The sequence below is a fragment of the Micromonospora citrea genome, from assembly GCF_900090315.1.
Taxonomy (GTDB): Bacteria; Actinomycetota; Actinomycetes; order Mycobacteriales; family Micromonosporaceae; genus Micromonospora; species Micromonospora citrea.
Genome location: NZ_FMHZ01000002.1, coordinates 5,266,124 through 5,291,230 on the forward strand (window position 1 = coordinate 5,266,124; position 25,107 = coordinate 5,291,230).

Sequence of the window (25,107 nt, forward strand, 5' to 3'; positions counted from 1 at the left end):
TTCCCGCTCGCCCACACCTCCCGGGGATCGCGTTGCGATTGATCGAGGAGGTAACGCCGTGCAACGCATCCTTTCCCACCAGCTCTCCGCCCATGTCGGCGAGGACGTCCGCATCGCCGGCTGGGTGCACCGCCGCCGGCTGCTCAAGTCGGTGGCCTTCCTGATCGTGCGGGACTCCGCCGGCCTCGCCCAGGTGGTGGTCACCGACCCGGCCGTCCGCGCCGAGCTGGGCGAACTCGGCGAGGAGACCGTCGTCGAGGTGAGCGGCACGGTGGTCGCGAACCCCACCGCGCCCGCCGGGGTCGAGCTGACCGCCCCGACGGTACGACCGCTCGGCCCGCCCGCCGTGTCGCCGCCGTTCGACCTGTACCGGCCGGCGCTGACCGCGAGCCTGCCCACCCAGCTCGACCACGCTTCGGTGGCCCTGCGCCACCCGACCCGCGCGGCGGCGCTGCGCGTCTCGGCGGCGGCGGTGGCCGGCTTCCGGGCCGCGCTCGACGCCCGCGACTTCGTGGAGATCCACACCCCGAAGGTGGTCGGCTCGTCCACCGAGAGCGGGGCGAACGTCTTCGCGCTGGACTGGTTCGGCCGGCCCGCGTACCTGGCCCAGTCGCCGCAGTTCTACAAGCAGCTCATGGTCGGCGTGTTCGAGCGGGTCTACGAGGTGGGGCCGGTGTTCCGGGCCGAGCCGCACGACACCGTCCGGCACCTGGCGCAGTACACCTCGCTCGACGCCGAGCTGGGCTTCGTCGCCGACCACCGGGACGTGATGGTCGTGCTGCGCGACACGCTGGCCGGGATGCTGGGCAGCGTCACCGAGCGGGCCGGGGCCGCGCTGGCCACGCTGGGCGTGACCGCACCGGAGGTGCCGGCGGAGATCCCGGCCGTGCACTTCACCGAGGCGCTGGGGATCGCCGGCGCGCCGGCCGACGAGCCGGACCTGGCGCCGGCGCACGAGCGGGCGCTGGGGGAGTGGGCGCGGCGGGAGCACGGCTCGGAGTTCCTCTTCGTGACCGGCTACCCGATGGCGAAGCGCCCCTTCTACACCCACCCCGACCCGGCGCGGCCCGCGTACTCCAACGGGTTCGACCTGCTGTTCCGAGGGCTGGAGCTGGTGACGGGCGGGCAGCGGCTGCACCGGCACGCCGACTACCTGGCGGCGCTCGCCGCCCGGGGCGAGCCGGTCGAGCCGTACGCCGGCTACGTCGACGCGTTCCGGCACGGCATGCCGCCGCACGGCGGCTTCGCCATCGGGCTGGAACGCTTCGTGGCCCGCCTCACCGGCGCGACCAACGTCCGCGAGGTCACCGCCTTCCCCCGAGACCTCCACCGCCTGACCCCCTGACCCCGACCCGCCCCGCCCCGCCCTGGCCCTCCAGGCTGTGGTTGATCATGACGTTGGCGGCGTCGGTGTCGGCGTGTCGCGCCGGCAACGTCATGATCAACGCGGCGGGGTCGGGGGTGGGGGTGGGGGGTCAGGGTGGGCCGAGGAGGTCCCAGAGGTTGCCGGCGATGTCGCGGAAGACGGCGACCCGGCCGTACGGCTCGGTGCGGGGCGGCTTCACGAACTCGACGCCCGCCTCGACCATCCGGCGGTGGACGGCGTCGAAGTCGTCGACGCGGAGGAAGAAGCCCACCCGGCCGGCGACCTGGTCGCCCACCGCCCGCGCCTGCCGGTCGCCGTCGGCGCGGGCCAGCAGCAGCCCGGTCTGCCCGCCGGGCGGCCGGACGACGACCCAGCGCTTCGGGCGGCCGTCGTTGGTCAGCGAGGGCGAATCCTCGACCAGGTCGAAGCCGAGCACCTCGGTGAAGAACGCGATGGCCGGGTCGTACTCGGCGACGACGATCGTGACCAGGTCGATCCGCACCGGTCAGGCCGTGACGAGGGTGGGCAGGTGGCGCTCGACGACCGGCAGCACGTCGGCCACGGTGACCGGGCGGCCCAGCTCGGCGGTGAGCGAGGTGACCCCGGCGTCGCGGATGCCGCAGGGCACGATCCGGTCGAAGTACGCGAGGTCGCAGTCGCAGTTGACCGAGAAGCCGTGCAGGGTCACCCCGCGGGCGACCCGGATGCCGATGGCGGCCACCTTGCGGGCCGGCCCCCGGTCGTCCTCGGGCACCCAGACCCCGCTGCGCCCCTCGACCCGGCCGGCGGTCAGCCCGAACTCGGCGCAGACGTCGATCAGCAACTGCTCGGTGCGGCGGACGTAGGCGACCACGTCCACCGGGTCGGGCAGCCGCAGGATCGGGTAGCCCACCAGCTGCCCGGGGCCGTGCCAGGTGATCTTGCCGCCCCGGTCCACGTCGACGACCGGGGTGCCGTCCATCGGCCGGTCCCACGGCTCGGTGCGCTTGCCGGCTGTGTAGACGCTCGGGTGCTCCAGGAGCAGCACGGTGTCGCCGCGCTCCCCGGCCACCACCGACTCGTGCAGTCGACGCTGCTCGTCCCAGGCGGCCTGGTAGTCGAGGACGCCGGCGCGGACGGCCGTGAGGCCGGGGGTCGTCGTGGTCACGCCGCCAAGCCTAGACCCGTACCGACCGGTCACCTCCGGTGACGCGGCTCACGAGGAGGACCCGGCGACGGGGCGGCCCGGGTGACCGGGCTCAGCCCTGCGGGACGCGCCAGAGCCACACGTCGTCGACCCGCTCGGGCGGGCCGAGCAACGCGGTCACGGTGCGCCGGATCGCCTCTTCGTCGACCGGCCACTTCGCCCCGTGCACCTCGTCGGCCAGCACGATCGTCTCGATCCGCCAGTGCCGCAGGTCGGCGCGGACCTCCTGGATGGTGCCCTCGGTGACGATCGGCACCAGCCCGGTCCGTCCCGCCTGGTCCACCAGCGCGCCGAACGGGCGCGGCGTCGGGCCGATCCGGCCCCGGCCGTCGGGGCCGCCCGGCCCGAGGAAGAAACCGGAGGGGATGGCGAACTCGCCCTGTCGGTGCGCCAGGGCGTACGCCTGCCAGCGCTGCCCGTCGGGATAGACGTCGAGGGTCAGCGGCACCGGGGTCAGCACCCCGCCCGGGGAGACGTGGTCGCGCCAGGTGCCGGCGGTGACGAACCGGGGGATCGGCTCGCGCTCGATGGTCAGCAGCGGGGTCGGCAGCAGCGGCAGCAGCGCCACCGCGAACGCCGCCCACCAGGCCCGCCGGGCGGCCGGACGCCGGGGCGGGTCGGCGCGCAACAGGTCGACGGCGTACGCGAGCAGCACCCCGATCACCGGCGCCACCACCAGCGCCAGCCGGGCGGGCAGGGCGGCGTTCACCACCGGCAGGTGCCCGAGCAGGTCGAACGGCATCGGCAGGTCGGTGCGCCGCCCGTCGACCTTGGCCTCGGGCCCGAACGAGAGCACCGTGAAGACAACGGCGGTCACGCCCAGCGCCCACAGTGTCGCCCGGCGACCCGCGTCGGCCCGGCGCCACAGCGCCACGAAGCACGCGACGGCGAGCAGCAGCAGGGGGAGCCCGAAGAACGAGTTCTCCTCCGTCGGGTTGGGCGCCAGCCGGGTGCCCAGCCCCACCTCGCCGGCCAGCGAGCGGCGCGGGTACGCCCCGAACGCCACCACGTCCTCGGAGTGGATGACGGCGTCGAAGCCGGTGCCGTGGAAGCGCTGCGGGCCGGCGAAGTGCAGCCAGAGCGGGTACGCCAGCAGCACCCCGGCGACCACGGCGGTCGCCGCGAGCCCTCGCAGGAAGCCGGGCAGCGCCGCCCGCGCCTCGGCGCGGTGGGCCGGGTGCAGCGCCCAGACGGCGACGAAGACGCCGAGCGCCAGCGCGGTGAAGAAGAGCCCCTCGGCGGCGATGGAGAAGGCGACGGCGACGAGCAGGCCGAGGATCGCGCCGTCGCGCAGCGGGCGCCGGGAGCCGCGCAGCGCGAAGGTCCGCCAGACCAGCAGCGGCACCAGCCAGCCGGCGGTCCAGTTCAGGTGGGCGTTGGCGTGCGAGACCATGCCGGGGGAGAAGCCGATGAACAGCCCGCCGACCGCGGCGGCGAGCGGGCTGCGGACCAGGTGCCGGGAGAGCAGCCAGTACCAGGCGAGCGCGGTGGCGGCCAGGTTGAGGGTGAGGATCACCAGGAACGTCGCCGAGGGGCCGACGAGGAACGTCAGCGGGGCGAAGACCACCGCGTACACCGTGATCGAGGTGTTGACCGCGAGGTTGACCCCGTCGGGGACGTTGACCAGGTAGGTGAAGAGCGGGTTGTCGCCGTGGGTCACCGCGTGCCCGCCGAAGGCCAGCAGCCACTCGAAGAGCGCCTGGTCGCTGGAGTTGACCGTGATGGCGCGGGCGTTCGGGTCCCGCCACAGCCCGCTGGTCACCCAGACGGCGAGGGCCAGCGCGACCAGCGCCACGATCAGGTCGGCCCGGCGGTTCCGGGTGACGCGGGGCGGCGGGGTCGGCGCGGGCGCCACGGACGGGGAGGTCGGCACGCAGCGGACGTTACCAACCGGACCTGGACACGCCGGTCAGGACGCACATCCTCTCGACGGTGAATGTGTGAGCGTGGCCCATGTCACACCATCGACGCATCGACGTAACGTCTCGGCAATTCGCGGGTGACCCAGTTCACAAACCGTCCCCAGGAGGCCCCGTGCGCCGCTCCCCGTCCCTGTCCACCCGGCTGACCGGTGCGGTCGCTGGGCTGGTCCTCGCCGTCACCGCGGCGGTGACCCTCGCCGCCCCCGCCCAGGCCGCCACCCTCACCCAGGTCACCGGCTTCGGCTCCAACCCCGGCAACCTCGCCATGTACGCGTACCGACCGGACAACCTGCCGGCCGGAGCCCCGGCGGTCGTGCTGCTGCACGGATGCACCCAGAACGCCGCCGGCTACTTCGCCAACTCCGGTTGGCAGAAGTTCGCCGACCAGTGGAAGTTCGCCCTGATCGTGCCGCAGCAGTCCAGCGCCAACCAGCCGCTGAGCTGCTTCAACTGGTTCGTCGAGCAGGACATCACCCGGGGCTCCGGCGAGGCGCTGTCGATCAGGCAGATGGTCGACCACGCCCGCGCAAATTTCGGCACCGATCCGAGCCGGGTCTTCGTCAGCGGGCTCTCCGCGGGCGGGGGGATGAGCGCGGTCATGCTCGCCACCTACCCGGACGTCTTCGCCGCCGGCTCCGTCATCGCCGGCCTGCCGTACCGCTGCTCGCCGCCCGCCTCCACCAGCACCTGCCAGTACAGCGGGGTGAACAAGAGCCCGCGGGAGTGGGGCAACCTCGTCCGGGCCGCCCACCCAGGGCACACCGGGCCGCGCCCGCGGGTCGCCATCTGGCACGGCACCTCGGACTCCACCGTCGTGCCGGCCAACGCCACCGAGCTGCGCGACCAGTGGACCGACGTGCGGGGCGTCTCCCAGACTCCGACCAGCACGGCGTCGCTGCCGGCCAACACCAGCCTCGAGGTGTACGGCGACGACGACGTGCGGGTCTACCGGATCTCCGGCATGGGCCACGGCACCCCGGTGGACCCCGGTGCGGCCGCCGACCAGTGCGGCACCGCCGCCCCGTACCTGCTCGACACCATCTGCTCCGCCTACCACGACGCGGTCTTCTTCGGCCTGAACGGCGGGACCACCCCGAGCCCGACGCCGACCGCCTCCCCGACCGCCGGCCCCACGGCGTCCCCGACGGTGACTCCCACCGCGTCCCCGACGGCGTCCCCGACCTGCGTCACGGCCAGCAACTACGCCCACGTCACCGCCGGCCGGGCCTACCACTCCGGCGGCTACGCCTACGCCAACGGCTCCGGCCAGCGGATGGGCCTCTACAACACCTTCTACACCAGCACCCTCAAGCAGACCGGCCCCAACCACTGGGTGATCGGCTGCTGACCCCCCACCGACCCGCTACCACTCCGACGCGTTGATCATGAAGTCGCGACGCGCCGAGCGCGGCGACCCCGACTTCATGATCAACGCCGAGAGGGAGGGGAGGGGCGGGGTCAGGGGGTGGTCAGGGCCGCGTGGAGGGCGGTGGACAGGGTGGGGTGGCGGTAGGCGAAGCCGGCCTCCGTGAGCACGCCGGGGAGGACGCGGGTGCTCGTCAGCGCCTCGTGGGCGAAGCCGCCGAGCGCCACCTTCAACGCCACCGCCGGGATCGGGATGATCGCCGGCCGGCGCAGCTGCCGGGCCAGCTCGCGGGTGAACTCGGCGTTGGTCACCGGGGCCGGCCCCACCCCGTTGACCGGTCCCGCGATGTCGTCGCGGGCCAGCAGGAACGCCGCCGCGTCCAGCCAGTCCGCCATGGAGATCCACGGCAGCCACTGCCGCCCGCTGCCGAGCCGGCCGGCGATGCCCAGCCGGAACGGCAGCAACTGCGGCTTGAGCAGCCCGCCGTCGCGGTGCAGCGGCAGCCCCGTGCGCAGCCGCACCACGCGTACGCCCGCGTCCTCGGCCGGGCGGGTCGCGGCCTCCCAGACCCGGCAGACGTCGGCCAGGAAGCCCTGGCCGGCCGGAGCGTCCTCCTCGACCGTCCGGTCGCCGGTGTTGCCGTACCAACCGACGGCCGAGGAGTTGAGCAGCACCCGCGGCCGGTCGCCGTCGGGCAGCCTGGCGATGGTGATCGCCAGCGTGGTGGTGCTGTCGACCCGGCTGGACCGGATCAGCTGGCGGTACCGGTCGTTCCACCGCCGGTCGCCGACGCCCGCGCCGGCCAGGTTGACCACCGCGTCCGCCTCGGCCACGACCGCCGGGTCGAGCTGCGCGGCGGGCGGGTTCCACTGCCGCTCGTCGGGGGTGCGCGGTGGTCGGCGGACCAGCCGGGTGACCTGGTGCCCGTCCGCCGTGAGCCGGTGGGCCAGCCGGGTGCCGAGGAAACCGGACGCGCCGGCCATGAGGATCCGCATGCTCATATCTTCGGGTACGGACCGACTCCTGGATGCGGTCAGCCGGACGAAGCCCTGCCGAAGGCGCTGTGAAGCCGCCGGCGACCCGGCTCGGCAGGATGGCTCCCCCGCGCCGTCAGCGCACCGGTGCCCCGGTCCCCGCCCGGCGGTCGACGTCTGGTCGTGCCCGCAGCGCTGGATGCAACAAACCTGCACGTGCCCGCCCTTGCCTTGCGGCAAGCGCTTTCCTAGCCTGTAACCCATTGATGCCTCTGATTCTCGACCGGGTCGAGAGTGTCGGAGCCACCTGCGGCGTCGGGCGGCAAGGCAGCGCCCGCGCCGTGCCTACTCCTGAGGAGTCCAGCAGTGAAAACCGCAACGCGACAAAAGCTTCTCGCTGGCGGCGCCGCCGTGGCCGCCGCAGCCGCGGTCGCCGTGGCGCTACCGATGACCCAGGCGTCGGGTGCGTCCGGCGGTCCCGGTCCCGCGTCGGTCGGTGCCGACGCGACCAACCTCAGCCTCGGGGCAGGCTCCGACGGCTCCAGCAAGGCAAGCGGTACCAGTTACGGCAACGTGCGCGACGGCGACATGGGCACCTACTGGTCGCCGGCCGGCTCGACCGGCCGCATCTCGATCAAGTGGGACACCGCCACCACCGTGGCCTCGATCAACATCCGGGAGGCGGCCGGTGCCGTCGGAGCCATCGGCTCCTGGCGGGTCGTCAACAACGACACCGGCGCCACCCTGGCCAGCGGCGCTGGGGCGGGGGCCATCACCTTCGCCGCCACCTCGCTGCGCAAGATCAACTTTGAGATCACCAGCTCGACCGGTACCCCGCGGGTCGCCGAGTTCGAGACGTACGCCCCGGGCGGGACCACTCCGCCGCCCACCACCCCGCCGCCGACGACTCCGCCGCCCACCACCCCGCCGCCGACCACGCCCCCGCCGACCACACCCCCGCCGTCAGGCGGCACGCTGTACGTGGCGCCGACCGGCACCGACGGCGCGGCCGGCACGGAGGCCAACCCGACGACGCTCACCTCCGCGATCACCCGGATCGCCGCCGGCGGCACGATCTACCTGCGCGGCGGCACCTACCGCTACTCGCAGACCATCACCATCGGGCAGGGCAACAACGGCACGTCGAGCGCGCGCAAGAACATCTTCGCCTACCCGGGCGAGACCCCGATCCTGAACTTCTCGGCCCAGAGCGAGGACCCGGCGAACCGTGGCCTCGCGGTGGGCGGATCGTACTGGCACATCCGCGGCATCATCGTCGAGCGGGCCGGGGACAACGGCATCCTGCTCGCCGGAAACAACAACATCATCGAGCGTACGGTGACCCGCCACAACCGGGACTCCGGGCTCCAGCTCTCGCGGCTGGTGGCCAACGCGCCCCGCGACCAGTGGCCCTCCAACAACCTCGTGGTCAGCACCGTGTCGCACGACAACGTCGACTCCGACGGTGAGGACGCCGACGGTTTCGCCCCGAAGCTCACCGTCGGCCCCGGCAACGTCTTCCGCTACACCGTGGCCCACAACAACATCGACGACGGCTACGACCTCTACACCAAGAGCGACACCGGGGCCATCGGCGCGGTGACCATCGAGTCCTCGCTCGCCTACGGCAACGGCACCCTCAGCAACGGCGGCCAGGCCGGGGCCGGCGACCGCAACGGCTACAAGCTCGGTGGCGAGGACATCGGGGTGAACCACATCGTCCGGGGCAACATCGCCTACGACAACGGCAAGCACGGATTCACCTACAACCGCAATCTGGGCACCATGCAGGTGTCGAACAACGCCAGCATCGGCAACACCGAACGCAACTTCACCTTCGATGGCGGCTCCTCGGTGTTCCGGAACAACACCTCGTGCGACGGCGGCTCGAACGACAAGATCGTCGGCAACTCCGACAGCTCGAACCAGTTCTGGTCCGGCACCAACGGATCCCGGTGCTCCCAGTACTCCGGCGCCCTGGGCTGGTCCTTCGCGTCCGACGGCCGCCTGGTCGTGACCTTCGGCGGCAGGGTGGTCATCCCGTGAGGGGTGGGACGCCGTCGCACCGCCGGGGTGACGGCGTCCCACCAGACCCACGTACCCCGGCCGCACTCCCCGTGGGACGCGCTGAGAGCGGGATCGGTGGCCGTTTCCGGCATTCCGCCACACCTGCGTGCCGAATCCGGCGCACCCTTGTGACGACGTTGCTGCGGCTGGCGAAGTCAGCGCCTAACCGGGTACCGCTCCGTCGGGGGCGGTGGTGGCGAGGATGCCGGCGAGTGCGGACCGTGCGTCCTGCAGGGCGGAGATCTTGCCGTCCAGGCTGTCGAGCTGTACGCGCAGCGTCGGCGCCGCACAGTGCTCCAACTCCAAGCCCGGGCCCTCGACGCAGGGCAGCACCTCCCGGATGACGCTGGTGGGCAGGCCGGCGGCGAGCAGCGCCCTGATGTGACGGACGGTGGCCACGGCGTCCTCGGCGTAGCGCCGGTGGCCGCCTCCGGCGCGATGCGAGGTGAGCAGCCCCTGCTCCTCGTAGTAGCGCAGCAGGCGCGGGCTGACGCCGGTCGCACGCGCCAGATCCCCGATCTTCATGTCGTGTGATCCCCCTCATGCGCGCTTGAAACTCACACCGGTGGCAGATTCTACGGTCCGGACATGACCTCTTTCGTAGTTCACCGCAACGGCCGGGCGGCAACCGCCGAGGACCTCGCGCCGCTCGCCTTCGCCGGCTATGCCCACTTCACCGCCATGCAGGTGCGCGACGGCGGGATCCGGGGCCTCGACCTGCACCTGGAACGGCTGCGCTCCGCCTCCCTCGAGATGTTCGGCCAGGCGCTGCCCGACGATCGCGTGCGGTCCTTCCTCCGCGCGGCGGTGGCGGCCGGTCCGGCCGACCTCTCACTGGTGGCCACGGTCTACTCGCCGGCGGGTGAGTTCACCGTCGCGGGTGCCGACATCGAGCTGGAGGTGCTGGTCCGCACCGGGCCGGCCGCGTCCGGTCCGGAGGGCCCGCTGGCACTGGCGACGGTCGAGCACGAGCGAGTCCTCCCCACCTTCAAGCACGTCGGCGAGGTCGCCAAGACGTACTTCCTCCGTCAGGCCGTCGGGCAGGGTTTCGACGACGCCGCCTTCGTCGACCGTCGGGGTCGGCTCAGCGAGGCGTCCATCTGGAACCTCGCCTTCTGGGACGGCACCGCCGTGGTGTGGCCGGAGGCCGAGGTGCTGGGCGGGACCACCATGGGCATCGTCCGCCGCCAGTTGGACCGCCTCAGTGTTCCCCAACGCGTCCGGGAGGTCACGCTCGCCGACCTGCCCACGCTGGCCGGGGGCGTGGTCATGAACTCGTGGACGCCGGGCGTGGCGCTGCGCCGGATCGACTCCGTGCCCCTGCCGGAGGCGCCGGGCTTCGTGGAGCTGCTCCACCGTGCCTACCGGGCCGAGCCGCTCACCTCGCCGTAGCGCTGCTCCCCGCCGGCGGTCGAGGGGACCGGCCGGTGCGGCGCCCGGGCGCCGGCGGGGACGTCTGCTGGACCCGCGGCGCCCCGGGCCCCGGATCAGCAGTGGCGGGCGGCGTCGGTGACGATCGCTCAGCCGGTGGCCGTCAGGCGGGCCAGCACCGGCGTGAGCGGGTCGAGCGCGTCGGCGCGGACGACGAACCGGGTGACGCCCCAGCGACGGCGGTGGGCGGCGACCGCCGCGACGATCTCGTCCTCGGTGCCGATCAGCACGAACGGCGTGGCCATCAGTTCGGCGACGGTCAGGCCGGTCTGCCCGGCGAACTGCGCGGCGGCGGCCTCGGCGTCGTCGGTGACGGCGACGTGCTGCACGAGCGCCTCCAGCACCGGCGGTTCGGCGCGCCCGGCCGCCCCGGCCGCCACGCAGGCCAGTTGCGCCTCGATGTCGGCCTCGCGCCAGCGCACCTCGTGCATGTAGCCGTCGGGCAGGGTGCGGCCCAGGCCGGCCAGCCCGACCACGTCGGCGTGGGCGCCGGCCCAGCGCAGCAGCGCCGAGTTCGCCGTGCCGAGCGTCAGCGGGACGCGCCGCACCGGGCGCGGCGTGTCCAGCCGAGCGCCCCGCACGACCAGGTCGGGGGTGTCGACGGTGACCTCCTCACCGTCGAGGAGGGCGCGGACGGCCTCGGCGACGGCCAGGCAGCGACGCACCCGGCCGGCGACGTCGGGGCGTTCCCGCCCGACCGCGCGCCACTCGGCCGGGGTGTGGCCGGCGCCGAGGCCGAGCCACGCGCGCCCGCCGGAGAGCAGGTCGAGGGTGGCCACGTCCGAGGCGAGCAGCATCGGCTCCCGGATGCCGGCGTTGGAGACGTACGAGCCGAGGCCGATCCTCGACGTCACCGCCGCGGCGGCGGCCAGGGCGACGAACGGCGAGGTCGTCCGGCCCGGGTGGTCGGCGGTGGAGAGGCTGTCGAAACCGGCGGCCTCGGCGCGGCGGGCCAGGTCCAGCCAGCTCGGGCCGTCGGACGGGGTGGCCTGGAGGGAGAAGATCGCCATGCGCCCACCCTGCCGGGCGGGAGGCGGTCCGACCAGCCCGACGCCGCTGATTCTGCTACCGGCAGACCTGCCCGCCCTCGGGCGGCGGGACGGGGGCCCGAGGAGACCTCCGGTGGTGCCGGTGGTCAGCGCCGCGCAGAAAGGCCAGGCAGTGGGTCCGCAGGTCCCGGGGTCGTACACCGGGCTCGCCCAGCCCGTCGCGAGTGCGGGTGAGCTCCTCGCGGAGTCAGAGGTGGATCTCGATCAGCTGGTTGCCGAAGGCCCGCAGGCACTCGTCCGGCGTGGATGGATGCACATGTGTCCCACGCTGTCCCGCGCCTCCGTGCCCTCGGCGGTTTACTTGCCGGGTGCACCGCGACGCTGCGGCCAGCCTACGACAGTGAGGGCGGGTGCGACGAAACCGTTCAGGGACGCCGGACGGACATGACCTCTACCAGCTTCTCCAGTCCCACGAAGTCGCTCGGGTTGGTGGTGTAGAGCGACAGGCCGTTCGTGTACGCGATGGAAGCGATCATCAGGTCCGCCAGCCGACGGCGAGTGGTGCGCCCGGTCGTCAGCACCGCACTGGTGATCATGCCGAAGGCCCGTGCCGCCTCGGCGTCGAAGGGTAACGGTTCGAACATGGCCTCGGCGTGTTGCAGAACGCTGGTCCGTCGGGCCCGCTCGGCGCGGTCGTCGGTGTGGTGCGGGCCTGCGGACAGTTCCGCGAGTGTCACCGCACTGATGACCATCTCGTCCGGCAGTTCCTCCGGAGCCAGGGCGCTGAGGTGGATCACGATGTTCGTGTCGATCAGGCCACGAACCGGCGGCTCACCACTCACGGCTGAACGGGTCCTGCTCCACCGACGAGTCGATGTCTGCGCGGAAGGCCTCGGCGTCGAGCACGGGGGCCGTGGCGAAGGCGGCGAGCACCTCGGCCCGCGGCACGAAGGTGCGCCGGCGCAGCGGGATGAGCTTTCCGATCGGCGTGCCGTTTCGTGTGATGACGAAGGATTCGCCACGCTCGACGTTACGCATGATCGCGCCCGACTCGTTGCGCAGCTCTCGTTGCGTTATCTCCCGATGAGCGTGGTCTGCCACGGAGTAATTCTAGGTCGGTGTGCTACGAAGTGCTACGACCCGCGGGATTCCTTGCGGTGTCAGGTCGACGGCTCCTCGGGGGCGCGCTCGCGCCAGCGGCCGCGCCAGGCGGCCTCGTGCGCCTCGTGGGTGGTCCGCTCCTCGAAGACCGCCTCGCGGAGGGCTCGTCGGGAGTCCGCCATCACCACCGCCTCGACCGCCACCATGCCGACGCAGATCGCCGTGAGCAGGGCGAGGGTGGCCAGGCCCGGCAGCCGGTAGCCCACCGGTACGGCGGCGGCGAGCAGGACGACGGTGCCGACCCTGGTCCAGGAGAGGGTGTGCAGGGTGCGCAGCTGGAACAGCATGTTCGCGCACAGGAAGCAGATCACCCCGCCGAAGAGCAGCGCCACGCTGGGGCCGGCCACCGGCTCGGCGATGGGCACCTCCGGGTCGGCGACGGCGTGCACGATCTCCTCCGCGCCGAGCGCGAACAGGATGATCCCGGCGATCATCGGCAGGTGGAGGTAGGCGTACGCGTCCCGGGCCATCGCCACCCGGGAACGGCCCTCCGCCGCGTGCAGGGCGATCCGGGCGGCCGGACCGATCACGTCGTAGTGCGCCCACCACAGCGCGGCCGTGAAGAAGATGCCGAGCACCGCCGCGGTCACCGCCGACCAGGTCGGGGGCTGGCCGAGCAGGTCGCTGCCGACGCCGACGGAGATGACCGACTCGCCCAGCGCGATGATCAGGATGAGGTCGTAGCGCTCGGTCCAGTGCTCGGCGGAGGTCACCGTCCAGCCCCAGGCGCCGGCGACCAGGCCCATGCCGTACTGGAGCACGACGACGCCGATCCAGAGCCCGTCGCGCACCAGCGCGGCCCGGCCCGGGTCGTCGATCTGCGGCGGGATCAGCGCGGCCGCCGTGAGCAGCAGGGTGCTGGTGGTCAGCTCGGGGGAGTACTTGAGCAGCATCCGGCGTTCGCCGGGTCGCTCCCGTGCGACGTGCCAGTACAGCAGCACGTGCACGAGCCGGATCACCAGGTAGCTCAGCGCGACGACCATCGGCCCGGCCGAGACCTCCCGCACGTCGCCGAACGCCTGGGGGAGGGAGAGCGCGAAGCAGAACAGCGCGGCCATCCCGACCACCATCAGCGCCGGCACGAAGCCCTCGCCGAGCCGGACGCGGGTGGCCACCACGCAGTGCACCACCCACACCCACCAGAGCACGGTGAGCACGAGCAGGGCGTGGAACAGTTGTTGACCGGTGACGTGGGCGGCGGTGGCCCTGGTGATGATGAAGAACGAGAAGACGAAGACCAGGTCGAAGAAGATCTCGAACCGGTCGACCCGGGCGCCTGGGGCGATCGCGACGGCGGGGCCCAACCGCTTGCCCCACCGGAAGCCGCCCACCAACCCACTCTGGCAGCGTCCCGGCCGTGCCGCGCCGGAATCGGGCCACCGAGGATCCCCGGCCGGCGGCCGCCACGGCGCGGACTCCCGTCCTCCCACGCCGGGCGGCGGCCCAGGCGTCGCTGGACCCGCCCGTGGCCACCGACGCGATCTTCTACGGCACCGACGGCGTCACCAACCTCGTCGCCGCCGCGCGAGGGCCGCGACCGGCGCCGAGGGCCGGGGCGGGCTCGGACGGGTCGACGACGACGAGGGCGCCCCGGCCGGTGACCGGGGCGCCCTGGCGTGTCGTGCGGGAACTACAGGCCCAGCTCGGCCTCGAAGTTGCCGGCCTCCAGCCGCTCCTTGATCGCGACCAGGAAGCGGGCGGCGTCCGCGCCGTCGATCAGCCGGTGGTCGTACGACAGGGCCAGGTAGACCATCGACCGGACGGCGACGACCTCACCCAGCTCGGGGTCGTTGACCACGACCGGGCGCTTGACCACGGCACCCGTGCCGAGCATCGCCGACTGCGGCGACGGCACGATCGGGGTGTCGAAGAGCGCACCCCGGCTGCCGGTGTTGGTCAGCGTGAAGGTCGCGCCCGCGATCTCGTCCGGGCTGATCTTGTTGGTGCGGGTGCGCTCGGCCAGGTCGGCGATCCGCTTGGCGATGCCACCCAGGTTCAGGTCGCCCGCGCCGTGGATGACCGGGACCATCAGGCCGCGCTCGGTGTCCACCGCGATGCCGAGGTGCTCGGCGTCGGGGTAGGTGATCGTGCCCGCCTCCAGGTCCATGCTGGCGTTGACGATCGGGTAGGTCTGCAACGCCTCCACGGCCGCGAGGGCGAAGAACGGCAGGAACGACAGCTTCACGCCGTGCCGCTGCTGGAACGCGTCCTTGGCGCGGGCCCGCAGCTTGGCGACCTTGGTGACGTCCACCTCGACCACGGTGGTCAGCTGCGCCATCTCGTGCAGCGACTGCTGCATCCGCTTGGCGATGGTGGCGCGGATGCGGGGCAGCTTCTCGGTGGTGCCGCGCTTCGCGCTCGGCTGCGGCTTGGCGGCCGGCTTCGCCGCCGGGGCCGCGGCGGGCTGCTGCGCGGGAGCCGGCGCGGCCTTGGCCGCCTTGGCCTTCTCCGCCGCCTCCAGCACGTCCTGCTTGCGGATCCGGCCGCCGACGCCGGTGCCGTTGACCGAGGCCAGGTCGACACCGTGCTCGCTGGCGAGCTTGCGCACCAGCGGGGTCACGTAGCCGGCCGCCTCCTCGCCGCCGCCCTGGGCGGGTGCCGACGGGCGCTGCGGCGCGGGGGCCGACGGCACGGCCTTCTGCTCGGCCTGTGCCGGCTGCGCCGACACCTCGGCCTCCGCCGACGGCTCGTTGTAGGACATGCCCGGGGTCGGCTCCGTGACCTTGGGCTCCGGCTTGGCCTCGGCCTTCGGTTCGGGCTTCGGCTCCGGCTTCGGTTCCGGCTTGGCCTTGGGCTCCGGCTTGGCCTCGGCGGGGGCGGCGCCGGCCGCGCCGATGACGGCCAGGTCCGCGCCGACCGCGGCGGTCTCGTCCTCGGCGACCTTGATCTCCAGGACGGTGCCGGCGACCGGCGACGGGATCTCGGTGTCGACCTTGTCGGTGGAGACCTCCAGCAGCGGCTCGTCCACCTCGACGGTCTCGCCGACCTGCTTGAGCCAGCGGGTGACCGTACCCTCGGTGACGCTCTCGCCGAGGGCCGGCATCTTGACCGGGGTGCCCTCGCCCGACGGCGCCGGGGCGGCCTGCGCCTGCGGCTCCTCGACGGCCGGCTGCTCCGCCTCTGCCTGCGGCTCCGCGGCGGCCTCGGCGGCCTCCTCGGCCGGCTCCTCCTGCTGCGGGGCGGTCTCGCCGCCGCCGGTCGACTCGCCCTCACCGGCGATCACGGCCAGCTCGCTGCCGACCTCGGCGGTCTCGTCCTCGCCGACCACGATCCGGCTCAGCACGCCCGCCGCCGGGGACGGGATCTCGGTGTCGACCTTGTCGGTGGACACCTCGAGCAGGGGCTCGTCGACCTCGACGGTGTCGCCCTCCTGCTTGAGCCAGCGCGTGACGGTGCCCTCGGTGACGCTCTCGCCGAGCCGGGGCATGGTGACCGATACCGGCATCTTCTAAGACTCCTTCATTCCCCTGGTGGGATCATCGCCCGTCGCCGGACGCCGCGGTTTTCGTGGTCAGGCGTGCGCGTGCAGCGGCTTGCCGGCGAGGGCCAGGTGCGCCTCGCCCAGGGCCTCGTTCTGCGTCGGGTGGGCGTGCACGAGCTGCGCCACCTCGGCCGGGTACGCCTCCCAGTTGTAGATGAGCTGCGCCTCGCCGACCATCTCGCCGACCCGGGCGCCGACCATGTGCACGCCGACGACGGGGCCGTCCTCCACCCGGACGAGCTTGACGAAGCCGGCCGTCTTGAGGATCTGGCTCTTGCCGTTGCCGCCCAGGTTGTAGTTGTAGGTCTTGACCTTGTCGGCGCCGTACTGCTCCTTGGCCTTCGCCTCGGTCAGACCGACCGACGCCAGCTCCGGGTCGGAGTAGGTGACCCGGGGGATGCCGGCCTCGTCGATCACGGCCGGGTTCTGGCCGGCGATCTCCTCGGCGACGAAGATGCCCTGCTGGAAGCCGCGGTGGGCGAGCTGGAGGCCGGGCACGATGTCGCCGACCGCGTAGACGTTCGGCACGCTGGTGCGCAGCCGCTCGTCGGTCAGCACGTAGCCGCGGTCCATCTTGACGCCCTGCTCCTCGTAGCCGAGGTCTGCCGTGTTGGGGCCGCGGCCGACGGCGACCAGCAGCAGCTCCGCCTCGACGGTCTCGCCGCCGGCGATGGTGACCTTGACGCCGCTGTCGGTCTTCTCGACCTTCTCGAACGGCTTGCCGACCTTGAAGTTGATCTTCCGCTTGCGGAACGCCCGCTCCAGCGCCTTCGACGACTCCTCGTCCTCGGCGGCGACCAGCCGGGGGAGCGCCTCGATGATCGTGACGTCGACCCCGAAGGACTTCCACACACTGGCGAACTCGACGCCGATCACGCCGCCGCCGAGCACGATCGCCGACGACGGGACCCGGTCGAGGGTGAGCGCGTGGTCGCTGGTGATGACCCGCTCGCCGTCGACCTCCAGGCCGGGCAGGCTCTTCGCGTACGAACCGGAGGCCAGCACCACGTTGCGGCCGGTGTAACGCTTGCCGTCGACCTCGACGACGTTCCTGCCGACCAGCTTGCCGTGGCCCTCGATGACGGTGACCGACTTGTTGCTCTTGAACATGCCCTGCAGGCCCTTGTAGAGCCGGGCGATCACGCCGTCCTTGTACGAGTTGACCGCGGCCATGTCGATGCCGACCAGCTCGGCCTTCACGCCGAACTGCTCCGACTCGCGGGTCTGGTCGGCGATCTCGGCGGCGTGCAGCAGGGCCTTGGTCGGGATGCAGCCGTTGTGCAGGCAGGTCCCGCCGAGCTTGCCCTTCTCGACCAGCGCGACCGTCAGGCCCAGCTGGGCGGCGCGCAGGGCGGTCGCGTAGCCGCCGCTGCCACCTCCGAGGATGACGATGTCGAAGGTTGCGTCGTTCGGCTCGCTCACGCTCAACTCCCAGGTCGCGTCGCTGCATCGGGGGTCACGGCAGGATCACGGAACACACCCCACCTCGGTCATCTTGTCACCACCGGGCACAGGGCGCGTAGTGAGGTGCCCAACGACACGTCCGTGACACGTACGCTTGGCACTGCCTTCGATGACGAAGCTTGGGGGAGAAAGCCGGTGGGACTGTTCCGACGACGTAAGAAGGCGCGCGCGGTGAGCCTCGACCGCGCCGCCGACCGCGCGGATCTGGATCACCTGGCGAACTTCGTCCGGAGCCGGCGCGGCGTCGAGGCCTACATCGAGCCCCGCACGACCGTGACCGAGACCACCGTCATGCTGATCGCCGACGACGGGGAGTGGACCCGCCGCCGCATCGACGGCCCGGACGGCGCGCGCCGCTTCGCGTACCGGATGGGCATCCCCGTCTACGACGTCCGGCTGATGGGCTACCCGCAGCGCATGCGCGACTACAACGAACGCCGCAAGCGCCGCCCCGAGCTGTTCTGAGCCGGCGTCCGCGCCCGGCCGGGAGACACGGAAGGGGCCCCTCGGCGCCGAGGGGCCCCTTCGCGTACGTCAGCCGTTGGCGGCGACGTCCTCGACGAGCTGGACCAGCGTGCGGACCGGGACGCCGGTGCCGCCCTTGGTCCAGTAGCCGGTCGCCTCGCCCGAGTGGTAGCTCGGGCCGGCGATGTCGATGTGCGCCCACGCCACGTCCTCGGTGACGAACTCCCGCAGGAACACGCCGCCCTGGAGCATGTGACCGGCCCGGTCCATGCCGGCGTTGACCTGGGAGATGTCGGCCACCTCGGAGTCCATGCCCTTGCGCACGTCGTCCGGCAGCGGCATCGGCCACGTCGGCTCGCCGACGGCGTCGCCGGCGTCGCGGACCCGCTCGCACAGCTCGGGGGTGCCCATCACGCCGGCGATCCGCTTGCCGAGCGCGACGACCTGGCCGCCGGTGAGGGTGGAGGTCTCGAAGAGGTAGTCGCAGCCGTCCTCGCAGGCCCGCGCCATGGCGTCGGCCAGGATCATCCGGCCCTCGGCGTCGGTGTTGAGCACCTCGACCTTCTTGCCGTTGTACATGCTGATCACGTCACCCGGCCGGTACGACCGCCCGGACGGCATGTTCTCGGCCATCGGCAGGTACGCGGTCACGGCCACCGACGGCTTGAGCGCGGCGATCGCCAGCATGGTCGCGGCCACCGCGGCGGCGCCGCCCATGTCGGACTTCATCTCCCACATGCCCTGCGCCGGCTTGATCGAGATGCCGCCGGTGTCGAAGGTGATGCCCTTGCCGACCAGCGCCACCCGCTTGCCGTTGCCGCCGCCGGCCGGGGTGTAGCTCAGCTTGACCAGGCGCGGCGGGGCGTCCGAGCCCTGCCCGACGGCGATGATGCCGCCGTAGCCGCCGGCCGCCAGGGCGTCCTCGTCGAGCACCTCGACCGCCAGGCCGGCCTCCCGGGCGGCGTCCGCCACCGAGTCGGCGAAGGACGGCGGGCGCAGCTCGTTGGGGGCGGTGTTGACCCAGTCCCGGCTGCGCCGGACGGCGCCGCCGACCACCTGGGCCCGGGCGATCTCGGCCTGGGCGCCGGCGTCACCGGCGTCCGGGACGGCGACCAGCACCTCGGCCACCGGCTCGCGCCGGGACGGCTGCGGCCGGGTCTTGTAGCCGGCGAACCGGTAACCGCCGAGCAGCGCCCCCTCCGCGACGGCGCGCAGCGCGGCCGGCGCGTCGGCGTCGTCCGGCAGCGGCAGGGCCAGCGCCACCCGGGGCGCGCCGGCGAGCGCCCGGACGGCCGCGCCGGCCGCCCGGCGCAGGGTCTCCGGTGCCGGGGCGGCGCCGGTCGGCTCCGGGCCCAGCCCGACCGCGGCGACCACCGGGGCGGTGACCGTGCCCAGCGTGGCCAGCTTGATCACCTCGCCGGGGCCGCCGGTCGCGCCGAGCAGCGCCAGCGTCTCGGTCAGCTTGCCGTCGAAGGCGGCGGCGATGCTCTCCGCGCCGCTGGCCAGGAGCAGGGTCCCGGCGAGTCCGCTGGTGGCGTCCTGCTCTCCGGTCTGGCTGTGCACGCCGATCACGATCGCGTCGACGGCGAGCTCGGCGGGGTCGGTGTCGACCAGGCTCAGGGTGGTGCTGGGCGATGTCACTGAAGCTACTCCGGGCGGGCCGGGCCGGCCGCGTCGTCGCGTACCGGCGATGAAGGTCTCCGGCGGAACGTACCCGCCGGAGGTCGGGGCTGTCCCGCCGACTGCTCCGACGGGTCCCGCCGATGCTAACCAGCCCTCCCGACCCCGGTAAGTTCCCACCCATGACCGACGCGACCCCCGACGCCGCCGCGACCCGGCTGCGCCGTTCCCCCCTGCACGAGCGGCACACCGCTGCGGGCGCCAAGTTCGCCCCGTTCGGCGGCTGGGAGATGCCGCTGGAGTACGCCGGCGGCGGAGTGCTCAAGGAGCACACCGCGGTGCGCACCGGCGTCGGCGTCTTCGACGTCTCCCACCTCGGCAAGGCGCGGGTGACCGGGCCGGGCGCGGCCGGGTTCGTCAACGCCTGCCTCAGCAACGACCTGCGTCGCATCGGGCCGGGCCGTGCGCAGTACACCCTCTGCTGCGACGACGTCACCGGCGGCGTGGTGGACGACATCATCGCCTACCTGCACTCCGACGACCACGTCTTCCTCATCCCCAACGCGGCGAACACGGCCGAGGTGGTACGCCGGCTCCGCGCCGCCGCGCCGTCGTCGGTCACGGTCACCGACGAGCACGAGGCGTACGCCGTCCTCGCCGTGCAGGGGCCGCGCTCGGCCGAGCTGCTCGGCGCGCTGGGCCTGCCGACCGGGCACGACTACATGAGCTTCTCCACCGCGACGCTGGACGGGGTCGAGCTGACGGTGTGCCGTACCGGCTACACGGGAGAGCTGGGCTTCGAGCTGGTGACGCCGGCCGAGCACGCCGTGGCGGTCTGGGACGCGCTCTTCGCGGCGGGCGTCGACCTGCGGGCCTGCGGGCTGGCCGCCCGGGACACCCTGCGCACCGAGATGGGATACCCGCTGCACGGGCAGGACCTGTCGCCGGAGATCACCCCGGTGCAGGCCCGCTCCGGCTGGGCGGTCGGCTGGGACAAGCCGGCGTTCTGGGGCCGTGCCGCCCTGCTCGCGGAGAAGGCCGCCGGCCCGAGGCGTACGTTGCGCGGCCTGGAGGCCGTCGACCGGGCGATCCCGCGCCCCGGTATGACCGTGCACGTCGGCGACGCGCGGGTCGGCACGATCACCAGCGGCACGTTCTCCCCGACGAAGAAGCAGGGCATCGCCCTGGCCCTCCTGGACACCGACCCGAAGCTGACCGACGGCGACGTCGTCGAGGTGGACATCCGCGGCCGCCGCGCCCAGATGCGCCTCACCCGTCCCCCGTTCGTCACCCCCTCGGTGCGCTGACCCCGCCCCGGCCCCCCGGGTTCAGACCGGGGGGCCGGGGCGTTCGCCGGCGTCCAGGACGGCCTGGGTCCAGCCGCCCTCGATGACGCCGGTGCCGTCGAGCACGGCCCAGTCGACCACGTCGGCGGCCTCCACCACGACCGGGGAGCCGATGCGCACCGTGGGGTCGCTGTCGGCGTCGCTGGCGCTGGCCGCCTCGATGCGCTCCGGGGCGTCCCACGAGGTCACCCCCGCCCAGACGAACTCCGGGCCGTCGTCGCCGGGCAGCCCGTACTTCACCACGAGCTGCGTCTCCGGCGGGAGCTGCCCGGCGAGGAAGCGGGCGCGGATGTCGCCCAGCCCGGCACGCGCGGTGGCGATCGCCTTGCTCATCGCGTCGCCCGGGCGGGCGTAGCGCACGTCCGGCTGGATGCCGGCGAAGAGGGTGGCGCAGGCGGCGGCGTAGTAACGGCCGTCCGGCCCCGGGTGCCCGGCGGGCGGGCGCAGGCTGAGGAACGAGTCGGCGTCCGGGTCGGTGGCCGGGTCCAGCTCCAGGCGCAGCAGCACCGGCGCCGTCGCCCCGTGCTGCTCCGGATTGCCGTACGCCACCGCGATGTCGTGCCCGGTCACCGTGGCGAGCACCGGCAGCTGCACGAACGCGGGCACCTCCTCGCCGGCGAGCCCGTCGGTCCAGTCCCGCAGCAGCCGCCGCGCCGCGCCGGTCATCACCGCGCCCCACGCCCGCGTCAGGTGGTCCGGCACGCCCTGGGTCTGCAGCTCCAGCAGCCCGAAGCGGCGCAGCCCCTTCGTGGTGAACCAGAGCCCCTCGGCGTCGGAGGAGTAGGGCACCAGCACCCAGTCGACCAGCCGGATGCGCCCCTGGGCGTCCGGCAGCGAGCGCAGCGCCGACGCCGGGTCGAGGAACTGCAGGCCGAACACGTCCACCACGTCGCCGTCGACCGACTCGGCCACGGCGGCGGCCACCGCCCGCGCCGCCCACTCGTGGGCCGGCGGCCAGCCGGGCCGGTACTCGGCCTGCACCACGACCAGGTGGCTCGCGGCGGCCAGCCGGGCGAGCTGCGCCTCCGTCGCGCCGAACGCGGTGAGCAGGTCCGGCGGCAGCGCGGGGAACTCGTCGATCGACCGGGTGTCCACGCTCATCAGCGGGCTGTCCAGCATCTGCCGGGCCAGCCCGTGCACCGGCTCGGCCAGCCGGCCGCTGAGCCGCTGCACGGCGGTCTTCGCGCTCACCTTCGGCAGCCCCGTCATGGGCACCAGATAGGTCGCGCTCAGCGACTCCGGGACGGGTACGGGCAGGAAGTCGTCCGTGATGAGCATGTCGTCCCCCGGTTGGCCGCGCCGGTGCTGTCGTGGGAGAACGCTACCCGCCGCGGCGTGCCCCGTTCAGCCGGACAGCACCAGTCCCAGGTAGACCAGCGTGGTGACCACCTCCACGGTCGCGCCGAGCACGTCGCCGGTGACGCCGCCGAGCCGGCGTACCACGTGGCGCAGCAGCCCCACCGCGACGGCGAGGGCGGCGGCGACGGCGAGCGGCCCCTGCCACGGGCGGCCCGGCACGGCGGCGACCGCCACCAGCGCGACGGCGACCGCCCCGGCGGCCAGCGCGACCGGGCCGACGGTGCCGGCCACCAGCGCGCCGAGCCCCTCCGGGCGGGCCGCCGGCACGCCGCGCCGGCAGGCCACCGCCACCCCGAGCCGGCCCGCCGCGGTCGCGGCCACGACCGCCGCGAGCGTCGCCGACCACGACCGCCCGACCAGCTCCGCGAGGGCCGCCGCCTGCAGCAGGAGTACGACCACCAGCGCGGCCACCCCGAACGGGCCCACGTCCGGCTTCTTCATGATCTCCAGCGCGGCCGCCCCCCGCCGGTACGAGCCCAGCGCGTCCACGGTGTCGGCCAGCCCGTCCAGGTGCAGCCCTCGGGTGAGCAGCGCCCCGGCGCCGACGGTCACCACCGCCGCGACCAGCGGGGGCGCGAGCGCGGCGGTCGGCAACAGGATCGCGGCGAGGACGACGCCGAGCAGCGCGCCGACCGCCGGGGCCAGCGCCATCGCCGTCCCCGCCACCGCCCGGTCGATGCGCCCGGCGCGCACCGGAAGGATGGTGAAGGTGGTCAGCGCCAGCCGCGCCCCGTCGGCGAGCCGCGACTCAGCCGGCACGCCGGCCGGAGGGGTCCACCGGTTCCGTCCGCGTTTCGGCGCCGGTCGGCGGTTCCGTGCTGGTCGGCCCGGGGCCGGCCGGCTCCGGCTCGCGGAAGTCGGGCTCGTCGGGGCCCGGCTCCGGCTCGGGCTCACCGTCCTCGTCGTCGTCACCGCCGCCGAGGGACGGGCGGGCCGGCAGCGCGGCGGCCAGCGCCAGCACCGAACGCAGCAGCGGCAGCGCGGCCAGCGCGTTCGCGCCCTCACCCAGGTCCAGCCGCACGTCGAGCAGCGGGGTCAGGCCGAGCACGTCGGCGGCGAGCCGGACGGCGGGGTCCCCGCGGTGGTCGGCCAGCAGGCACCAGTGCCGGGCCTGGCCGGCCAGGTCGCGGCTGACCATGGCGGCGGCCACGCCGACCGGCCCGTCCAGCATGACCGGCAACCGGCGGGCGGTCGCGCCCAGCAGGATCCCGGTCGCCACGGCGACGTCCCCGCCGCCCAGCTCGGCCAGCACGTCCTTGGCGCCGCGCGGCGAGCGTCGGGTCCGGTGCAGCGCGTCCCGCACCGCCGCGCACCGCCGCATCCAGGCCGCGTCGTCGATCTCGCCGGAGCCGGTGACCACCCGGCCGAGCACCGCCGGGGTCTCCGCGCCGGCCGTCGCGGCCAGCACCGCCGCCGCGGCGGCCTCGGTGCCGGCGCTGCACGCGCCCAGCACCAGCAGGTGCGCGCCCGCGTCGGCGGCCTCCTCGGCGAGCCGCCAGCCGTCCCGCAGGGCCGCCTCGACCTGCTCGCCGGCCAGGGCCGGCTCGTCCTCCATCGGGGCGGACACGGGGGTCTCCACGACGTGGACGTCGGCGCCGCTCTCGGCGGCCAGCCGGGCCAGCACCCCCCTGCCGGCGCGGGCCTGCCGCGCCCGGCGCGCGGACTCGCCGTCGACGGCGCCGGCGGCGGCGTCACCGAGGTGGTCGCCGTGCAGCAGCAGCACCCGTACGGAGCCCCACGGGGCCGGCGTGGCGGTGCCCTGGGTGGCGGCGGCGAACCCGACCACCCGTTCCAGCGCCCCCAGCCCCGCCCCGGGCACGTCCAGCGTGGCGAGCCGCTCGATCGCCTGCGGGCCGGCGTACTCGTCGGGCATGGGAAGTTCCATCCCGGGCTGGATGACCAGGCCGGTGGCGACCATCGGCAGCGCCATGGTCGGCGCCGCCCAGGCCGTGCCGGCGGGCCCGCCCGCGGCGACCCCCGGCGTGCCCGTCGAGCCGCTGGCCGTCGTGGTGGCGGGCGTGCCCGCCGGGCCGGTGGCGGCAGCCGGTGTGCCCGTCCGGCCGGTGGCGGGCGTGGCGGTGGCCGGGCCGGGCGTGGCGGTGGCCGGGCCGGCCGTGGCGGTGGCCGGGCCGGCCGTGGCGGTGACGGGGGCCGGGCCCGCCTGGGCCGGCACGACGCCCGGCTGTGCCGCGCCCGGCTTCAGCCAGGCCGCCTGGCCGGCGACCACCAGCACCACCGCGTCGCAGGCGTCGGCGACCGCCCGGTTGGCCGCGCCCAGCGCGTCGGTGAACGCCCGGCCGAGCGGGGTGGTCGGCACCAGGGAGAGCCCCACCTCGGGGCTGACCAGCACCAGCCGCGCCGCGCAGGCGCGCACCGCCGCCGCCAGTTCCGCGATGGTGGCGGTGTCGTCGGCCGGCTGGTGGGCCGGGTCGAGCAGCACCGTCACCCAACCGCCGATGTCGTCGACGAGCAGCGTCTCGTTCGGGCCGGCCGAGGCGATCACGTCCGCCAGCCGACGCGGGTCGGTCGCGGTCTCCTCGGTCGTCCAGGTCTCCGGTCGGCGGGCGCGGTGCGCCGCCAGGCGTGCCGCCCACTCCGCGTCGTCGGCGGGCGCGTCGGCTGCGGTGGCCACGTAGCGGACCGTCGGCGCATCGGCGACCAGGGACTCGGCGAACTCCGACTTCCCGGACCGGATACCGCCGAGCACCAGGACCGTGTTCCACCCGTCAACGGACATGCCCGTACTTTAGAGCCAGCGCCCGGCGCGCGGCCCCCGGAGGTGCACAGCACTGGCGGCCCTCGACGGGCGAGCGGGCCCGGGCGGCCGGTCACCGACCGGCGAGGCCGGCCGGGAGCGACCGGCGGCCGGCCCCGGAGCGACCGGCGCGCCCCGCCCCGCCCCGGCGGACC

At 74.0% G+C, this 25,107-nt stretch carries 21 protein-coding genes; 6 read left to right on the forward strand and 15 right to left on the reverse strand.

What is annotated here, in order from left to right; genetic code table 11:
• Nucleotides 1-58: 58 nt before the first annotated feature.
• On the forward strand, nt 59-1,345 hold the full coding sequence (aspS, locus tag GA0070606_RS24145; protein ID WP_091104562.1) for an aspartate--tRNA(Asn) ligase: 1,287 nt from the start codon (nt 59-61) through the stop codon (nt 1,343-1,345).
• A 130-nt stretch (nt 1,346-1,475) separates the two neighbouring features.
• On the opposite strand, the gene GA0070606_RS24150 is transcribed toward aspS, so the two are convergent.
• The 3 genes from GA0070606_RS24150 to GA0070606_RS24160 all read right to left on the reverse strand — a co-directional run bounded on the left by GA0070606_RS24150 (nt 1,476) and on the right by GA0070606_RS24160 (nt 4,425).
• Nucleotides 1,476-1,868: a VOC family protein gene (locus GA0070606_RS24150; RefSeq protein ID WP_091104565.1), complete on the reverse strand. Its 393-nt coding sequence runs from the start codon at nt 1,866-1,868 to the stop codon at nt 1,476-1,478.
• 3 nt (nt 1,869-1,871) lie between these two features.
• Nucleotides 1,872-2,513 (reverse strand): lipoyl(octanoyl) transferase LipB, encoded by a 642-nt coding sequence (gene lipB, locus GA0070606_RS24155; protein ID WP_091104568.1) that lies wholly within the window; start codon nt 2,511-2,513, stop codon nt 1,872-1,874.
• A gap of 91 nt (nt 2,514-2,604) precedes the next feature.
• Nucleotides 2,605-4,425 carry a TgpA N-terminal domain-containing protein gene (locus GA0070606_RS24160; protein WP_091104571.1) on the reverse strand — a complete coding sequence of 607 codons (1,821 nt, stop codon included), beginning with the start codon at nt 4,423-4,425 and terminating at the stop codon, nt 2,605-2,607.
• Between the two features lie 161 nt (nt 4,426-4,586).
• Between GA0070606_RS24160 and GA0070606_RS24165 the strand changes: the two genes are divergently transcribed.
• On the forward strand, nt 4,587-5,822 hold the full coding sequence (locus GA0070606_RS24165; RefSeq protein ID WP_091104573.1) for an extracellular catalytic domain type 1 short-chain-length polyhydroxyalkanoate depolymerase: 1,236 nt from the start codon (nt 4,587-4,589) through the stop codon (nt 5,820-5,822).
• Nucleotides 5,823-5,932: 110 nt separating this feature from the next.
• Here GA0070606_RS24165 and GA0070606_RS24170 read toward each other — a convergent pair whose 3' ends face one another.
• Nucleotides 5,933-6,835, reverse strand: coding sequence for a TIGR01777 family oxidoreductase (locus GA0070606_RS24170; protein WP_091108108.1), 903 nt, complete (start codon nt 6,833-6,835; stop codon nt 5,933-5,935).
• 390 nt (nt 6,836-7,225) lie between these two features.
• On the opposite strand from GA0070606_RS24170, the gene GA0070606_RS24175 reads away from it, so the two are divergent.
• A complete protein-coding gene (locus GA0070606_RS24175; RefSeq protein ID WP_245724789.1) occupies nt 7,226-8,860 on the forward strand; it encodes a cellulose-binding protein in 1,635 nt (544 codons plus the stop codon).
• Nucleotides 8,861-9,043: 183 nt separating this feature from the next.
• On the opposite strand, the gene GA0070606_RS24180 is transcribed toward GA0070606_RS24175, so the two are convergent.
• On the reverse strand, nt 9,044-9,406 hold the full coding sequence (locus GA0070606_RS24180) for a MerR family transcriptional regulator (RefSeq protein ID WP_091104575.1): 363 nt from the start codon (nt 9,404-9,406) through the stop codon (nt 9,044-9,046).
• A 63-nt stretch (nt 9,407-9,469) separates the two neighbouring features.
• Here GA0070606_RS24180 and GA0070606_RS24185 point away from each other — a divergent pair, with 63 nt between their 5' ends.
• The gene (locus GA0070606_RS24185; RefSeq protein WP_091104578.1) at nt 9,470-10,273 is read left to right on the forward strand and encodes an aminotransferase class IV family protein; all 804 of its coding nucleotides are present in this window, start codon (nt 9,470-9,472) and stop codon (nt 10,271-10,273) included.
• 128 nt (nt 10,274-10,401) lie between these two features.
• Here the strand turns inward: GA0070606_RS24185 and GA0070606_RS24190 are convergent, their stop codons facing one another.
• From GA0070606_RS24190 to lpdA, 6 genes are all read right to left on the reverse strand, one after another.
• Complete coding sequence (locus tag GA0070606_RS24190) at nt 10,402-11,322, reverse strand: LLM class flavin-dependent oxidoreductase (protein ID WP_091104580.1); 921 nt, start codon at nt 11,320-11,322, stop codon at nt 10,402-10,404.
• A gap of 404 nt (nt 11,323-11,726) precedes the next feature.
• Nucleotides 11,727-12,143: a type II toxin-antitoxin system VapC family toxin gene (locus GA0070606_RS24195; protein WP_091104582.1), complete on the reverse strand. Its 417-nt coding sequence runs from the start codon at nt 12,141-12,143 to the stop codon at nt 11,727-11,729.
• Entirely contained in the window at nt 12,133-12,402 is a 270-nt protein-coding gene (locus GA0070606_RS24200; RefSeq protein ID WP_091104584.1) for a type II toxin-antitoxin system Phd/YefM family antitoxin, read from the reverse strand. Before GA0070606_RS24200 ends, GA0070606_RS24195 begins: the two co-directional genes overlap by 11 nt.
• Before the next feature lie 59 nt (nt 12,403-12,461).
• The gene (locus GA0070606_RS24205) at nt 12,462-13,793 is read right to left on the reverse strand and encodes a low temperature requirement protein A (RefSeq protein WP_091104587.1); all 1,332 of its coding nucleotides are present in this window, start codon (nt 13,791-13,793) and stop codon (nt 12,462-12,464) included.
• 299 nt (nt 13,794-14,092) lie between these two features.
• Complete coding sequence (gene sucB, locus GA0070606_RS24210; RefSeq protein WP_091104589.1) at nt 14,093-15,907, reverse strand: 2-oxoglutarate dehydrogenase, E2 component, dihydrolipoamide succinyltransferase; 1,815 nt, start codon at nt 15,905-15,907, stop codon at nt 14,093-14,095.
• 66 nt (nt 15,908-15,973) lie between these two features.
• Complete coding sequence (lpdA, locus tag GA0070606_RS24215; RefSeq protein WP_091104591.1) at nt 15,974-17,365, reverse strand: dihydrolipoyl dehydrogenase; 1,392 nt, start codon at nt 17,363-17,365, stop codon at nt 15,974-15,976.
• 177 nt (nt 17,366-17,542) lie between these two features.
• Between lpdA and GA0070606_RS24220 the strand changes: the two genes are divergently transcribed.
• Nucleotides 17,543-17,872, forward strand: coding sequence for a hypothetical protein (locus GA0070606_RS24220; RefSeq protein WP_091104594.1), 330 nt, complete (start codon nt 17,543-17,545; stop codon nt 17,870-17,872).
• A 69-nt stretch (nt 17,873-17,941) separates the two neighbouring features.
• On the opposite strand, the gene GA0070606_RS24225 is transcribed toward GA0070606_RS24220, so the two are convergent.
• Nucleotides 17,942-19,513, reverse strand: coding sequence for a leucyl aminopeptidase (locus GA0070606_RS24225; protein ID WP_091104597.1), 1,572 nt, complete (start codon nt 19,511-19,513; stop codon nt 17,942-17,944).
• Between the two features lie 161 nt (nt 19,514-19,674).
• Between GA0070606_RS24225 and gcvT the strand changes: the two genes are divergently transcribed.
• Nucleotides 19,675-20,799, forward strand: a complete 1,125-nt coding sequence (gene gcvT / locus GA0070606_RS24230; RefSeq protein WP_091104599.1) for a glycine cleavage system aminomethyltransferase GcvT — start codon at nt 19,675-19,677, stop codon at nt 20,797-20,799.
• A 21-nt stretch (nt 20,800-20,820) separates the two neighbouring features.
• On the opposite strand, the gene GA0070606_RS24235 is transcribed toward gcvT, so the two are convergent.
• From GA0070606_RS24235 to GA0070606_RS24245, 3 genes are all read right to left on the reverse strand, one after another.
• The gene (locus GA0070606_RS24235) at nt 20,821-22,116 is read right to left on the reverse strand and encodes a DUF2314 domain-containing protein (protein ID WP_091104602.1); all 1,296 of its coding nucleotides are present in this window, start codon (nt 22,114-22,116) and stop codon (nt 20,821-20,823) included.
• 66 nt (nt 22,117-22,182) lie between these two features.
• Complete coding sequence (locus tag GA0070606_RS24240) at nt 22,183-22,956, reverse strand: adenosylcobinamide-GDP ribazoletransferase (RefSeq protein WP_091104605.1); 774 nt, start codon at nt 22,954-22,956, stop codon at nt 22,183-22,185.
• The gene (locus GA0070606_RS24245; RefSeq protein ID WP_091104608.1) at nt 22,946-24,934 is read right to left on the reverse strand and encodes a bifunctional adenosylcobinamide kinase/adenosylcobinamide-phosphate guanylyltransferase; all 1,989 of its coding nucleotides are present in this window, start codon (nt 24,932-24,934) and stop codon (nt 22,946-22,948) included. The genes GA0070606_RS24240 and GA0070606_RS24245 overlap by 11 nt, the downstream gene beginning before the upstream one ends.
• Nucleotides 24,935-25,107: the final 173 nt, after the last annotated feature.

Bases quoted from the DNA above. Each gene is read 5' to 3' on its own strand.
- GA0070606_RS24170 (WP_091108108.1), bottom strand. From the start codon at position 6,835: ATGCGGATCCTCATGGCCGGCGCGTCCGGTTTCCTCGGCACCCGGCTG.
- GA0070606_RS24180 (WP_091104575.1), bottom strand. From the start codon at position 9,406: ATGAAGATCGGGGATCTGGCGCGTGCGACCGGCGTCAGCCCGCGCCTG.
- GA0070606_RS24185 (WP_091104578.1), top strand. From the start codon at position 9,470: ATGACCTCTTTCGTAGTTCACCGCAACGGCCGGGCGGCAACCGCCGAG.
- GA0070606_RS24190 (WP_091104580.1), bottom strand. From the start codon at position 11,322: ATGGCGATCTTCTCCCTCCAGGCCACCCCGTCCGACGGCCCGAGCTGG.
- sucB (WP_091104589.1), bottom strand. From the start codon at position 15,907: ATGCCGGTATCGGTCACCATGCCCCGGCTCGGCGAGAGCGTCACCGAG.
- gcvT (WP_091104599.1), top strand. From the start codon at position 19,675: ATGACCGACGCGACCCCCGACGCCGCCGCGACCCGGCTGCGCCGTTCC.
- GA0070606_RS24235 (WP_091104602.1), bottom strand. From the start codon at position 22,116: ATGCTCATCACGGACGACTTCCTGCCCGTACCCGTCCCGGAGTCGCTG.
- GA0070606_RS24245 (WP_091104608.1), bottom strand. From the start codon at position 24,934: ATGTCCGTTGACGGGTGGAACACGGTCCTGGTGCTCGGCGGTATCCGG.